Source organism: Paraburkholderia oxyphila NBRC 105797 (assembly GCF_000685075.1).
In the GTDB taxonomy this organism is placed as follows: domain Bacteria; phylum Pseudomonadota; class Gammaproteobacteria; order Burkholderiales; family Burkholderiaceae; genus Paraburkholderia; species Paraburkholderia oxyphila.
This window is the reverse complement of the sequence record NZ_BAYD01000042.1, coordinates 32,769-45,188: the sequence shown is the minus strand read 5'-3', so window position 1 is coordinate 45,188 and position 12,420 is coordinate 32,769. Positions and strand designations below refer to the sequence as shown.

Sequence of the window (12,420 nt, the reverse complement as noted above, 5' to 3'; positions counted from 1 at the left end):
CATTGACAGGATTTCGAGTCCGTCGCGGACGGACTCGATCGGTGTTACGCAGCCGTTGAGTCGATGTCGCCGTTCGCGAGATGCGCACGGTTCGCCGGCGCGAGGAAATCGAGCACCGGTCCGAATGGCACGATGCCGGTCGGATTGATGCTGCGGTGGCTTTCGTAGTAGTGCCGTTTGATGTGCTGGAAGTCGGTTGTCCCGGCAACGCCCGGCCATTGATAAATGTCCCGCGTGTAGGCGGACAGGTTCGGGTAGTCGGCAATGCGCCGCAGGTTGCACTTGAAGTGACCCACGTACACGGCGTCGAAGCGAATCAACGTTGTGAAGAGGCGGATATCGGCTTCGGTCAATGTATTGCCGACCAGAAAGCGCTGCTTCGCGAGCCGCGCCTCGAGCCAGTCGAGCGTGTCGAAGAGCGGATGAACCGCTTCGAGGTACGCTTCTTCGGTCGTTGCGAAGCCGGCTTTGTAGACCCCGTTATTGACGGTGTCGTATACGCGGCGGTTGATCGCGTCGATCTCGGCACGCAGTTCCGCGGGATAGTAGTCGCCGGGTAGTGCACCGAGTCCGTCGAAAGCCGTATTGAACATCCGGATGATTTCAGACGATTCGTTGCTGACGATGGTCTTTTCACGCTTGTCCCAAAGCACGGGCACCGTGGCGCGGCCGGTGTAGTCCGGATCGGCGGACGTGTACAGCTGATGCATGAATTGCACGCCGTTCACGGCGTCGGGCACCACTTCGGGGCCCGGCGCGAAGGTCCAGCCGTTCTCGAGCATCAACCAGTGAACCACCGAGACACTGATCATCGATTCGAGACCCTTCAGCGCACGCACGATCAGCGTGCGATGCGCCCAGGGGCACGCGAGGCTCACGTAGAGGTGGTAGCGACCAGCCTCGGCCTTGAAGCCTGCGTGTCCGTCAGGACCGGCGGAGCCGTCCGCCGTGATCCAGTTGCGGAACGCTGCGTCCTTGCGCACGAAGCGGCCCTGGGTCGATTGGGTTTCATACCAGCGATCTACCCACTGGCCGTTGACAAGAAGGCCCATCTTCGTACTCCTCAGGGTGAACCCACAGTGTTGATGAAATTGACGATCGGGGGGATCGTCTGCTCAGGCGCCTCGGACAGCAGCCAGTGGCCCGAACCCTTGACGATGATCGCCTGCACATTGGTATCGACGAGGCGTGCCTGATCGATCAGGAACTGGCCCGAAGCCTTTTCACCCGTGAGGACGAGCATCGGCATCGTGAGCGGCGTTTTCGCGAACTCCGAGAAGTCTTGTGCGTCCTGCGTGAACGCGTGGAAGTATTCGAAGCCAGCACGCATCCGGCCCGGTTGGGCGTACGCACGCGTGTAGCGTTCGCGATCCGTTTCGCTAACCGAATGTTTCGGGTCTGCGGCGAAATCGTTCCAGAAGTGCTCGAAGTAAATCCGTTCGCGGCCTTGCACGAGTTTCAGAGGCGTTTCGCCGTAGAAGTTGTAGTGCCACTTGTCGCGCAGCAGCCAGACCTTCTGCCAGTCGCCCACGCCGGGAAGGAAAGCCTCCATGAGCGTGACCGTTTTGACTTCCTCCGGATATTGCGCTGCATACGCGTAGGTCACCATCATGCCGATGTCATGACCCACGATATTGATCTTGTGATAGCCCAACTGCTGGACCATGGCATGAATGTCTTGCGCCAACGCCTTCTTTTCATAGCCGCTGGCGGGTATCGAAGAGGTGCCTGCGCCCGGCAGATCGGGCGCGATGACGACGCGGTGGTCGGCGAGCTGCTCCATCAAGGGTATCCACATATGACTGGTTTGCGTATAGCCGTGCAGCAGGACGACGGGCGTGCCATCGCCGTGCCCGGCTTGCAGATAATGCAGCTTTAGGCCATTGACGGTGATCGTATGATCTTCGATCGGAATGGACGTTGCGCTGTGCGCTGCGCCTTGCAGTGTACCCGCCAGCATCAGCGCGGCGGCTACCTTGCCTGCAATACGTCGAAACAGGTTCAAGTTGTTCTCCAATATCAGTAAGGGCGCACTGCGACGGGTACCGACCGGTGGGCGAGGCCACCGCAATGACGTGACTTGATTCTGGGCGCGCAAGACGCTTTTGCCGTTCGACTTCGCCGATGGACTCGTTCGAAGGAGTTGCATATCTGGTGCAGGCCATGGATCCGTGCGCCTGCCAGGCGGTGTCTTTTCCGTACCGGTCGGCAAGCATGGCGCGACCACGCGCCGCCAGGGCGTGCCTGTCGCGATCGGGCCGCGGTCACAACGGGGGAGGGGGATCATCGGGCCCTGTCCCTGCTGAAACACGCCGATCTCGGCAAATTCGACCTTTCATCGCTGGTGCGCTGAACGGTCGGTGGCCAGACCATGCCGGAAGCGCTGCCAGCGTGGCGTGCGGAATGGGTTGGATATGGCGTCAATTCATCGCGTGCATAATTCCCATGTTAACTATGAATTGGTCAACGACCATCCCCACGCGTAAATTGGTACCCCTTATGTCAAGCAGTACCCTGTTCACAACAAGAAGACGACAGAAGCGCCCGGGAGGGCGACATGCTGGAGTTGTACAACGCAGTCGAAGAACATCAGAGGACACTCAAGGACCAGGCTGGATAGGAATCGCGCGGCGCGCGATTCCGGATCGCCGCGAGAAACGTCGAAATTGCCATGAAGAAGGAGTTTGCTGTGTCGGAATATGACTTTGATCTCTTTACCATCGGTGCCGGTTCGGGCGGGATTCGTGCGAGTCGTCGGGCAGCAGCGTTTGGAGCGCGTGTCGCCGTGGCAGAACAACGATTTCTGGGTGGCACCTGCGTAAATATCGGATGTATTCCGAAGAAACTGTTTTCCTACGCGGCGCATTTCAAGCAAGACTTCGAAGACGCGCGCGGGTATGGCTGGTCGTTCGACCAGCTTTCGTTCGACTGGCGCGCGTTGCTCGAGGGGAAGAACCGCGAAATCGAGCGTCTGAATGGCGTCTATGGCAATTTGCTGACCCAGTCTGGCGTCGAACTGATCCGCGGCCGGGCGAAAGTGACGGGACCGCACACGGTCGAGGTGGACGGTCGCACGTTGACTTCCAGGCATATTCTTGTCGCGACGGGAAGCAGTCCGACTATTCCTGAGATCGAAGGCGCGGAATATTGCATCAGCTCCGACGATGCGTTCTATCTGGACAAGCTGCCGGAGCGCGTCGTGGTGGTGGGAGGCGGATATATTGCGGTCGAATTCGCGTCCATCTTCAACGGTCTCGGTGTGGACACCACGCTGGTCTACCGTGGCGATCGCCTGCTCAAGCATTTCGACGCGGACCTCGGCAATTTCCTGGCAGAGCAAATGACGGCTCGGGGCGTGAAGATCCGGTTCCACACGGAAATCCGCAAGATTGAGCGTGAAGACGGTGTATTGCATTGCGTGACGGGCGATGGTGAACGTCTGTCGTGTGGCACAGTTCTATATGCGACTGGCCGGTTGCCGAATACAGCCCGTCTGGGCCTCGAAGACGTCGGCGTGGAGCTCGCGTCGAACGGTGCAGTGGTCGTGGACCCGACATTCCAGACGGCCGTGCCTTCCATTTACGCGGTGGGCGACGTCATTCACCGCATGCAACTGACGCCGGTTGCGTTGGCTGAAGGCATGCTGGTTGCCGACCATCTTTTCAACGGCGGCTCCGAACACATGGACTACAGCGGTATTCCAACCGCAATCTTCAGCCATCCGAACGTTGCAACGGTTGGACTGAGCGAGGAGCAGGCTATTGAAAGCGGGTACACGATCGACCGGTACCGCAGCGTCTTCACGCCGCTCAAGCACACCGTTTCCCGGTCCGGCGACAAGGTGTTGCTCAAGCTGATCGTCGACCGCGAGACAGATCGGGTCCTGGGTGTCCATATGGTCGGGGACGACGCCGGCGAATTGCTTCAGGGCTTTGCCGTGGCGATCAAGTGCCGCGCAACCAAAGCGCAGTTCGATGCCACGGTGGGCATCCATCCCACCATTGCCGAAGAGTTTGTCACGATGCGTACCAAGGTGGGTGCGTAGGCGTACTGTTGCCGAGGGACGGTTCGAAGTCGTGTTCTGATCGTCACCTCAATCGAAGTCGGTCAACATGGGCCCACGCGTCGTGGCACGTTCCGGTGTCCATGCCGAAAAAGAGATGTCGATATGCGTAATTTGCGCGGCAACGGACGGCCGTTAGTCATCGAGCAATGGGTGCCGGGGCCCTTCGTGCGCTCCCAGCTTGCGGAGTATGGGCAATTGCTCTGCACCGGGGACGGCGTAGTATGGATCGTTTCCCGGAGCCAACTGCGAGTCATACCGCCCCGCAGTGCGGCGTGGATCCCGCCGAATACCGATTTCTGGATTCGGGCCATGAACCGCGTGGAGCTTCGTTGCCTGAGTCTGGCCGATGGCGCGGTTGCCGTCCTGGGCGAGGCCGTTCGTGCATACCGGATCACTCCTTTGCTGGACGAAGTCATCGCCAGCATCGCACTACACGAATACCGGCAGGATCGGGGTATCGACTATCTGGACCATGCCTATCGGTTCGCAGTACTTGAGCTGGCGCGCGCACCTGTGGGAAGCGAAGCGTAGCCGGTTCGGACTTGCGTAAGGTCCGAGGAAGCCCTTTCATCATACCTGGGGTCCATTCCGCCGCGAGCGCGGCCGTGTTCAGTCGATTTGCAGTGCGTGGGAAGCAGGCTCCCACGTTTGCTGTGGCTCCGGTCGCTGAACGAAGCTACAGTGAACCCAATGATTTATCTCAACAAAATCTTCCGCGGAATCAGGTCTGATGACTTCGGGGATTTAAACAGTCGAATATCGAAATGATCAAACACATTGTGATGTGGAAAGTGGCGGGCGAAACACAGGAAGAAAAACTGGAATCCATTCAGAAAGTGAAATCGGCTTTCGATGGCATTGCGGATGTCGTTCCCGGTTTGACCCGCGTTGAAATCGGCGTAGATGTCAGTCGTATCGACTACGCGTGCGATGTGGTGCTCTACTCGGAGTTCGAGTCTCAGGCCGCTCTGGACAACTACATCACGCATCCTGCTCACCTGAAGCTGAAGGAAGATCTGGCCGGCGTGCGTGTTGCCCGATATCAAGTCGACTACGTCGCCGATCGCGCCGCCTGACCGGGATCTGAGGCAGCGTTTCGACCAACGGGTCGCCGAAAAACGGACTCAGATTTGCCGAAAACGGTGAACTCTCGAAGTACGCATCTGCAATACAGGAGGGGCAAGCGAAATGATAAAGCTCTACGGATGGGGAACGCCGAACGGGCGGAAGGTATCGATCGCTCTCGAGGAAATGGCGCTTCCATACAGCGTCACCCGGGTCGATATCACGAAGGATGAGCAATTTACGGAAGCGTTCCTTTCGCTCAATCCCAACAACAAAATTCCGGTGATCGTCGATGAAGACGGTCCGGAAGGTCAACCGATTACCGTATTCGAGTCGGGCGCGATCCTGATGTACCTGGCGGACAAGACGGGCCGCCTGATGCCTTCCTCGGGTCACGCCTACTACCGCACGCTCCAGTGGCTGATGTTCCAGATGGGCGGCATTGGTCCGATGTTTGGGCAGATGCATCACTTCCAGCGCTACGCGAAGGACGAGGCATATGGCGTCAAGCGGTACGCGAAAGAGACGCACCGGCTCTACGGCGTACTCGACGCTCAGCTGGCCCGCAACGAATTCGTCGCCGGTAGCGAGTACAGCATCGCCGACATCGCGGTGTATCCCTGGATTGCCAGGTTCGAGCTGCACCAGATCGAATGGTCTTCGATCCCCAACGTAATGCGCTGGTATGACGCGGTCGGCGCGCGGGATGCCGTAAAGCGCGGTATGGAGGCGCTGTGATCGATACCGGCTCTGCTCTCACGGTGCTGGGACGCAATACGTCTTCGAACGTCCAGAAGGTCATGTGGCTGCTCGCGGAAGTCGGCGCGGTTTGTACGCGCGTAGACATGGGCGGCGCATACGGAGGCAATCGGGAAGAGGCGTATCTCAAGCAGAATCCGAACGGTGTCGTGCCGACGCTTTTGCATGGCGAACGTGTTGTCTGGGAATCCAATACGATCCTCCGATACCTCGCCAACGTCTTTTCGGATTCGGGGCTTTACCCGACCGAAGCCGTTGCGCGCGCACAGGTGGAGTGCTGGATGGACTGGCAGTTGTCGGCCTTCGGTCCTGCAAACGTGCTGCTCTATCAAGGCATTATCCGAACACCCGAGCCGTTCAGACAGCCCGACGCGATCGAGAAGCATCGGCTACGCAACGCGGAACGGGTGGCCATTCTCGATGGCGTTCTTTCCCGCCAGAATTTTGTGGCAGGTAACGAATTCACGCTTGCCGACATTGCGATTGGGCCGCTGGTACACCGCTGGTTCAATCTTCCGGTCGAGCGTCCGGAGTCGAAGTACGTCCGGAAGTGGTACGACGGTCTATGCGAGCGCGCGCCGTTTGTCGAACATGTCCGGCAAATAGCGTTTGCGTAGGTGTAGCGAAGCGATATGTTCAAGCGCGCAGAGACGGACAGGAATCAGGCGATCCGGATTGCTTCTTCCACGCGAGCCATGTCGGGCTTCGATGCGCAAAAGGTGAACGCGACGTTCTTCCCCGACGGCCAGGTGAAGGTGAACTTCCTGTGCTGCCTGGGCGATGGCGATGCCGGCAAGCTCGCCGGCAGATTGCCGCGCCTGGCCTTTGACGACGCATGCACACTGCTGTGATACCGCAGCGCGTATTTTATCGAGGACGCGATCATGTCCAGGCCATTTGTCTATCAATCCCTCCCTACGCGGGTCATATTCGGCTACGCGACGAGCACGAAGCTGCCCGACGAGGCCGATCGCCTCGGCTTGCGCAGGTTGCTGGTGCTCTCGACGCCAGAACAGGCGCCGCTCGCTGCGGAGGTCCAGAATTTACTGGGCGATCGCGCAGTCGGCGTGTTCGACAGGGCGACCATGCACACGCCGGTCGAGGTCACCGCGCAAGCGATGGAGTTGGCTGGGTCGCTCCAGATCGACGGTGTCGTTTCGGTGGGGGGAGGATCGACAACGGGGCTGGGGAAAGCCATCGCATTGCGTACCGACCTGCCTCAGATCGTTCTGCCCACGACGTATGCGGGCTCGGAGATGACGCCGATACTCGGCGAGACCGAGGGCGGCCGAAAGACGACGCAGCGCGGACCCAGGATTCAACCCGAGGTCGTGATCTACGACGTCGATCTCACGTTGTCTCTGCCACCCGCCATGTCGGCCCTTTCCGCTTTCAACGCGATCGCCCACGCGGCCGAAGCCCTCTATGCGCCTGACGGGAACCCGATTGTGTCGCTGATGGCCGAAGAGGGCGTGCGCGCCATCGTCGACGCGTTGCCCCGCGTGATGAAAACCCCGGGCGACCCCGACGCGCGCGCCGCGCTGCTCTATGGCGCCTGGCTCTGCGCATCGTGCCTCGGCACGACCACGATGGGTCTGCACCATAAGCTCTGCCATGTGCTGGGCGGCCTGTTCGACCTGCCGCATGCGCAGACGCATGCGATCGTGCTGCCGTACGTGCTCGCCTATAACGAGCCGACGATTCCTCAAGCGATGACCCATCTTGCGCGAGCGATGCAAAGCGACGACGCGATCGCCGCGCTTCTGCAGCTCGAAGGCGAGTGCGGCATTCCGCTGGCGTTGCGGGACATCGGCATGCCGCGCGAGGGCATTGCGGAGGCTGTCGAGCAGGTGACGGCCAATCCCTATGCGAATCCGCGTGCTATCGAGGCCAAGGCTCTCACGGAGCTGCTCGAGCGCGCGTGGGCCGGCGGCGAGGGCTGAGGCAAGCCCTCGGTGACGATGACTCACGGAAGCCCGGAGGACTATCATGGGCGCTTACCGCCCCTCTTCCGTGAAAAGACAGACAACCTATGTATAACTCAAGAGTATTGTTATCGGCGCTCGCCATCGGTGTCGCCACCGTATTCGGTACAGGCGCGGTGCGTGCCGACGAGAGCACGCCCGCCAGCCCGCCTGAACAGGCCGGCGATTTCATTGCCCACGATTTCAGATTTTCCGACGGCACGGTCCTGCCGGAAGTTCGAATCCACTATGTGACGATAGGCACGCCTCGGCGCGACGCGCAGGGCAGGATCGACAATGCCGTGCTCCTGATGCACGGCACGACGGGCACCGGCGCGGAATTCCTGACGCCCCTGATGCGTCGCGAGCTGTACGCGCCGGGCCAGCCGCTGGATGCGCAGCGGTATTTCGTTGTGGTTCCCGATGGACTGGGGCGGGGCGGCTCGAGCAAGCCGAGCGACGGCTTGCGTACAGGCTTTCCCCATTACGGCTATGGTGACGTCATAGAGGCCAACCACCAGCTGCTGGTTGACGGCCTGCACGTCACGCACCTGCGCCTCGTGCTCGGTGTCTCGATGGGCGGCATGCAGACCTGGATGTGGGGTGAACGTTATCCCGACATGGCCGACGCGCTGATGCCGATCGTTAGCCAGCCCATTGCCATTGCGGGGCGCAACTGGTTGTGGCGACAAATGATCGTCGGTGCGATTCGTAACGATCCCGGCTGGCACAACGGTGACTACTCCACGGAACCGACGCAATGGCTTCGCGTCATGCCGATTTTCGCGGTACTCACCGTCAACCCGGCGCGCCTTCAGGAGCAGGCGCCGGATCGCAAAGCCGCGACCGCACTGTATGACAATCTGGTCGAGCAGGCGCGGAAGAACGACGCCAACGATGTCCTCTACTGGTTCGAATCTTCATGGGACTACAATCCCACGGCCGACCTCGGCAAGATTCGCGCCCAGGTCCTGGCGGTCAATTTCAAAGATGATCTGCTCAATGCGACGGATCTCGGCGTCATGCAGCGCCTGATACCGCTGGTTCCGCATGGCCGCTATGTGGAGGTTCCCGAAACCGAAGGGCATTCGTATGGGCACCAGACGCAGACCCATCCGGAAGCATGGAAATCGTACGTGGCCCAGCTGCTGGATTGAACGACATGAAGGAGACGCTTCCTTCCGCCGGGGCCTCCTTCGTTCTCTTCAAGACAATTGCAAAACACAATTGGCCTCGAGGTTGAATGACCTTCAACCACGGTGGAACAGTCGGGATCGTCACGCGAATTTATCGATGCCACGCACGAGCCGCTTCGCGAGCCTGGGCTGCTTCAACTGGTCGACCCACCATTGCAGGGCGCGGCCCTCGTGTTCACCGCGCCAGGCGACATAGAGCACATTCGGCTCACGCGGATCGACCGTGGCTTTCTCGACCAGCTCACCGCGCGCGAGCAGCGATGCGACCCGATGCCGTGGTAACCAGCCCACGCCAAGGCCGTCGCGCTGGGCGAGAATCTTCGCATGCATGGCCGGCAAGGCAAGCGAGTCCTGACCGCCGACGATCCCATACGCGCGCCCCGCCGTCATGCGCGCGGAATCCGCCACCACGACGGAGCGGTATGCAGCAATGCGCTCGCGTCGAAGCGGCTCCTTTTCGGCGGCCAGCGGATGCCGTGGCGCAACGGCGAATACCCATTCGACGACGCCGAGTTCGAACCAGCGCAAGCCGGGAATGGCGGGAGGTTCGTTGGTGGCGCCGACGATAAGATCCGCTCGGCCGTCGCGCAGCGCTTCCCACGTTCCGCTCAGTATTTCGTGGGTCAGGCGTAATTTGACGCCGGATTGCAGGCCATCGAACGCGCGGATCACGGGCATCACGGTTTCGAATTCGAGCAGCTCGTCGGAGACGATCCACAGCCGATCTTCCCAGCCGCTCGCGACCTGCCGCACACGCCGTGTCATCCGGGCCATGTCCAGCATCAGCCGACTGGCTTCTTCTGCGAGCAGATGTCCCGCCGGGGTCAGCTGCAGACGGTATCGACGCCGGTCGAACAGCAACGCATCGAAGCGCGTTTCCAGCTGACGGGCGGCGTGCGAAACCGTGGACGGCGCCTTGCCAAGCCGCGCCGCGGCACGGGACAGGCTGCCCGTCTCCCGGATCGCATCGAGCAACGCGAGTTCTTCCTCGGACAACATATTCGACTCCATCGAATAAGTTAATCGGTTAAATCGTACGGCAAACGGGTCGCGATCGTCCACCATGCCGTTATCGCGTTGACCGCAACTTGCGGCGGTCTAGCGCGGTTCCAGGCAAGCACTGTCCGGATGCGCCGGCTCTGTGATGTCACGGACGACTGAGTAAAGTCGTCTGCATTGAACCGCAGCCATTACCCTGTTTCCCATTTGAAGGAATCACCATGCTCCAGTTTTATTTCCACCCGTCGCCCAACCCGCTGAAAGCCGCCCTGCTGCTCGAAGAACTGCAGACGCCGTTTGAGCTCGTTGCGGTCGACACCTTCAAGGGCGAGCAGCACCTGCCGTCGTTCCTGAAGATCAGCCCGAACGCCAAGGTGCCGGCCATCGTCGACGACGGCGTTGCCGTGTTCGATTCGCACGCGATCCTGATGCACCTGGCCACGAAGCACGGCAAGTTTATCCCGGCCGAGCCCCGCGCGCGCGCCGAAATGCTGTCGTGGCTGCTGTTCATCGCCACCGGGCTCTCGCCGTTCTCGGGTCAGGCCGTACACTTCCTGCATCACTCGCCGGAGCCGGTGCCGTACGCGCGCAACCGCTATCTGAAGGAAATCGAGCGTCACTACCGCGTTCTCGATGCGCGTCTCGCGACCACGAAGTATCTGGCGGGCGACGAGTATTCGATCGCTGACATGGCACTGTGGGGCTGGGCCAACTTTGCCGGTTACATCTTCGGCGAGAAGGGCCTGAGCGAGTACCCGAACGTCAAGCGTCTGGTCGAGGAAGTGGCCGCGCGTCCGGCGGCGGCACGTGCGCTTGCCCTCAAGGAACAGCTCACGCTGAAGGCGGAATTCGACGAGGAAACGCGCCGCGCGCTGTTCCCGCAGAACGTCTGAACGGCTGGGTAAATCCGGAAACTCGAATCTGCCGGGGCAGAAGTCGCCATGCCTGCCGAGCATGCGCAACTGCTGCAGGAGAGAAGGGCGTATCGTCCGTGACGCCCCTCTCGCCGCACCGCCTGCAGAACAACTCGCCTTTCGCGCGGCGCACGTTTTCAAACGAAGCCGCGACAGAACGAAACTAGAAGAGGTGACGCATACCCAGCATGACTGCCGTTTGTTCATCACCCTTGGGCGGATTGCCCGCGCCGCCGGCGCTGATCGAGTACGCCGCGTGGCTGCTATTGATCAGATACGCGGCCTGCGCATACACGGCTGTTCGTTTCGACAGAAAATAAGTGGCCCGAATGGTAGGACGCGTCGCCCGTGCGTCCTGGGTGTGGTTGAGGATACGGGACACCTCGCCATCGAGCATGAGCGAGGGGATCACTTGATACGATGCGCCGATGTAGTAGAGGTTGTTGCTGACGCCGGGTGTCGCCAATGAAACGGTAGTCACGCGGCGCCCAATCCAGCCGGCGCTGAACTTGATGGCTTCCCAGGGCCGAATGTAACCGTTCAACTGTGCCCGTGCATCCTTGTCGCCGCTGCTCGTGAGGGCAAAGGACGGATCGCCGTCGTACAGATTGGCCGCCGCTCCTTCGCCACCGCGCTGTTCGTCGTAGGCGGCGGCGACGCCGAAAATGGTGGAGTCATATTTCAGCAGAGCAGACCATTGGCGGCATTGCAGCGGATCGCCGGGAACGGACCCAACGCAGATGCCCTGGCCCGGGGAATTCCCGGTGCCGGCTGCGTCACGTCCGAATGAATACGTTGCACCGATGGTCAGGCCATGGAAGGTGCCTTTGTAGGCAATGGTATTGTCGCTGCGGGCGTTCGCGATATAGGCGTCCAGCGAGTCGAGGCCGTAGACATCGGGCCCGGTAATATCGGCGTCTTCGAGCGCCCAATAGGTCATCGTGTACTGACGACCGAAGGAAAGCAGGCCGTACGGCGAATTGATGCCTACCCATGCCTGACGCCCAAAGAGGCGACCACCCTGATTCAGGCCACCCGTGTTTTCATAGATGCCGCTTTCCAGCACGAATTTGATCTGCAGCCGGCTGCCGATATCCTCGCTGCCCTGCAAGCCCCAGCGGGAGGGGAATTCGCCGGTGTTGGACGGCATCCGGACGACATTGCCGCCGGTGCTGCTGGCGTGAGACACGAATTCGACGCCGCTGTCGAGAATCCCGTACAAGGTGACGCTACTTTGCGCCTGCGCGGAGCCGCTCACCAGAGCAAGGCCGGACAGGCCGGCCAGCAAGGCAATTCGATACGATTTCGCCATCTTCGATCTCCTTTGAAAATCCGTCTTTTATTTAGGTATGCATATTTCTTGAACGGTGCCAATCCGTCTCGCCGGACGAGGCGGACTGGTAGAACGCGATGTTAAAAAATCGTCAATGCGAGGCGCTCGAAGTCATGGCGCCCTC

General features: G+C 60.5%; 12 protein-coding genes and 1 pseudogene. 9 read left to right on the top strand and 4 right to left on the bottom strand.

Features of this window, described 5'->3' with window-relative positions:
* Positions 1-44 precede the first annotated feature (44 nt).
* Together BO1_RS24525 and BO1_RS24520 are read right to left on the bottom strand one after the other, a co-directional pair.
* Positions 45-1,052 carry a glutathione S-transferase family protein gene (locus BO1_RS24525; protein WP_028219804.1) on the bottom strand — a complete coding sequence of 336 codons (1,008 nt, stop codon included), beginning with the start codon at positions 1,050-1,052 and terminating at the stop codon, positions 45-47.
* Positions 1,053-1,063: 11 nt separating this feature from the next.
* Positions 1,064-1,960, bottom strand: coding sequence for an alpha/beta fold hydrolase (locus BO1_RS24520; protein ID WP_084688171.1), 897 nt, complete (start codon positions 1,958-1,960; stop codon positions 1,064-1,066).
* Positions 1,961-2,671: 711 nt separating this feature from the next.
* Here BO1_RS24520 and gorA point away from each other — a divergent pair.
* The 8 genes and pseudogenes from gorA to BO1_RS24480 all read left to right on the top strand — a co-directional run bounded on the left by gorA (position 2,672) and on the right by BO1_RS24480 (position 9,011).
* Positions 2,672-4,045 carry a glutathione-disulfide reductase gene (gene gorA / locus BO1_RS24515; protein WP_218002824.1) on the top strand — a complete coding sequence of 458 codons (1,374 nt, stop codon included), beginning with the start codon at positions 2,672-2,674 and terminating at the stop codon, positions 4,043-4,045.
* A gap of 330 nt (positions 4,046-4,375) precedes the next feature.
* Complete coding sequence (locus BO1_RS60275; protein ID WP_167338385.1) at positions 4,376-4,597, top strand: hypothetical protein; 222 nt, start codon at positions 4,376-4,378, stop codon at positions 4,595-4,597.
* A gap of 233 nt (positions 4,598-4,830) precedes the next feature.
* The gene (locus BO1_RS24505; protein ID WP_028219801.1) at positions 4,831-5,142 is read left to right on the top strand and encodes a Dabb family protein; all 312 of its coding nucleotides are present in this window, start codon (positions 4,831-4,833) and stop codon (positions 5,140-5,142) included.
* 112 nt (positions 5,143-5,254) lie between these two features.
* Positions 5,255-5,869 carry a glutathione S-transferase family protein gene (locus tag BO1_RS24500; RefSeq protein ID WP_028219800.1) on the top strand — a complete coding sequence of 205 codons (615 nt, stop codon included), beginning with the start codon at positions 5,255-5,257 and terminating at the stop codon, positions 5,867-5,869.
* A complete protein-coding gene (locus tag BO1_RS24495) occupies positions 5,866-6,507 on the top strand; it encodes a glutathione S-transferase family protein (protein WP_245643896.1) in 642 nt (213 codons plus the stop codon). Before BO1_RS24500 ends, BO1_RS24495 begins: the two co-directional genes overlap by 4 nt.
* Positions 6,508-6,585: 78 nt before the next feature.
* Positions 6,586-6,741, top strand: a pseudogene (locus tag BO1_RS59405) (malonic semialdehyde reductase); the annotation flags it as partial.
* A 33-nt stretch (positions 6,742-6,774) separates the two neighbouring features.
* Entirely contained in the window at positions 6,775-7,833 is a 1,059-nt protein-coding gene (locus BO1_RS24485) for a maleylacetate reductase (protein ID WP_028219798.1), read from the top strand.
* An 89-nt stretch (positions 7,834-7,922) separates the two neighbouring features.
* Positions 7,923-9,011 (top strand): alpha/beta fold hydrolase, encoded by a 1,089-nt coding sequence (locus BO1_RS24480; RefSeq protein ID WP_028219797.1) that lies wholly within the window; start codon positions 7,923-7,925, stop codon positions 9,009-9,011.
* A 120-nt stretch (positions 9,012-9,131) separates the two neighbouring features.
* On the opposite strand, the gene BO1_RS24475 is transcribed toward BO1_RS24480, so the two are convergent.
* Positions 9,132-10,049, bottom strand: a complete 918-nt coding sequence (locus tag BO1_RS24475) for a LysR family transcriptional regulator (RefSeq protein ID WP_028219796.1) — start codon at positions 10,047-10,049, stop codon at positions 9,132-9,134.
* Positions 10,050-10,270: 221 nt separating this feature from the next.
* Here BO1_RS24475 and BO1_RS24470 point away from each other — a divergent pair, with 221 nt between their 5' ends.
* Positions 10,271-10,942, top strand: a complete 672-nt coding sequence (locus tag BO1_RS24470) for a glutathione S-transferase family protein (protein WP_028219795.1) — start codon at positions 10,271-10,273, stop codon at positions 10,940-10,942.
* 184 nt (positions 10,943-11,126) lie between these two features.
* On the opposite strand, the gene BO1_RS24465 is transcribed toward BO1_RS24470, so the two are convergent.
* Positions 11,127-12,275: a porin gene (locus BO1_RS24465; RefSeq protein ID WP_043286277.1), complete on the bottom strand. Its 1,149-nt coding sequence runs from the start codon at positions 12,273-12,275 to the stop codon at positions 11,127-11,129.
* Positions 12,276-12,420 lie beyond the last annotated feature (145 nt).

What these genes read in the sequence shown, in the direction of transcription:
- BO1_RS24505 (WP_028219801.1), top strand. Translation starts at nt 4,831, where the DNA reads ATGATCAAACACATTGTGATGTGGAAAGTGGCGGGCGAAACACAGGAA.
- BO1_RS60275 (WP_167338385.1), top strand. Translation starts at nt 4,376, where the DNA reads ATGAACCGCGTGGAGCTTCGTTGCCTGAGTCTGGCCGATGGCGCGGTT.
- BO1_RS24500 (WP_028219800.1), top strand. Translation starts at nt 5,255, where the DNA reads ATGATAAAGCTCTACGGATGGGGAACGCCGAACGGGCGGAAGGTATCG.
- BO1_RS24485 (WP_028219798.1), top strand. Translation starts at nt 6,775, where the DNA reads ATGTCCAGGCCATTTGTCTATCAATCCCTCCCTACGCGGGTCATATTC.
- BO1_RS24525 (WP_028219804.1), bottom strand. Translation starts at nt 1,052, where the DNA reads ATGGGCCTTCTTGTCAACGGCCAGTGGGTAGATCGCTGGTATGAAACC.
- gorA (WP_218002824.1), top strand. Translation starts at nt 2,672, where the DNA reads ATGAAGAAGGAGTTTGCTGTGTCGGAATATGACTTTGATCTCTTTACC.
- BO1_RS24475 (WP_028219796.1), bottom strand. Translation starts at nt 10,049, where the DNA reads ATGTTGTCCGAGGAAGAACTCGCGTTGCTCGATGCGATCCGGGAGACG.
- BO1_RS24520 (WP_084688171.1), bottom strand. Translation starts at nt 1,960, where the DNA reads ATGCTGGCGGGTACACTGCAAGGCGCAGCGCACAGCGCAACGTCCATT.
- BO1_RS24470 (WP_028219795.1), top strand. Translation starts at nt 10,271, where the DNA reads ATGCTCCAGTTTTATTTCCACCCGTCGCCCAACCCGCTGAAAGCCGCC.
- BO1_RS24480 (WP_028219797.1), top strand. Translation starts at nt 7,923, where the DNA reads ATGTATAACTCAAGAGTATTGTTATCGGCGCTCGCCATCGGTGTCGCC.
- BO1_RS24465 (WP_043286277.1), bottom strand. Translation starts at nt 12,275, where the DNA reads ATGGCGAAATCGTATCGAATTGCCTTGCTGGCCGGCCTGTCCGGCCTT.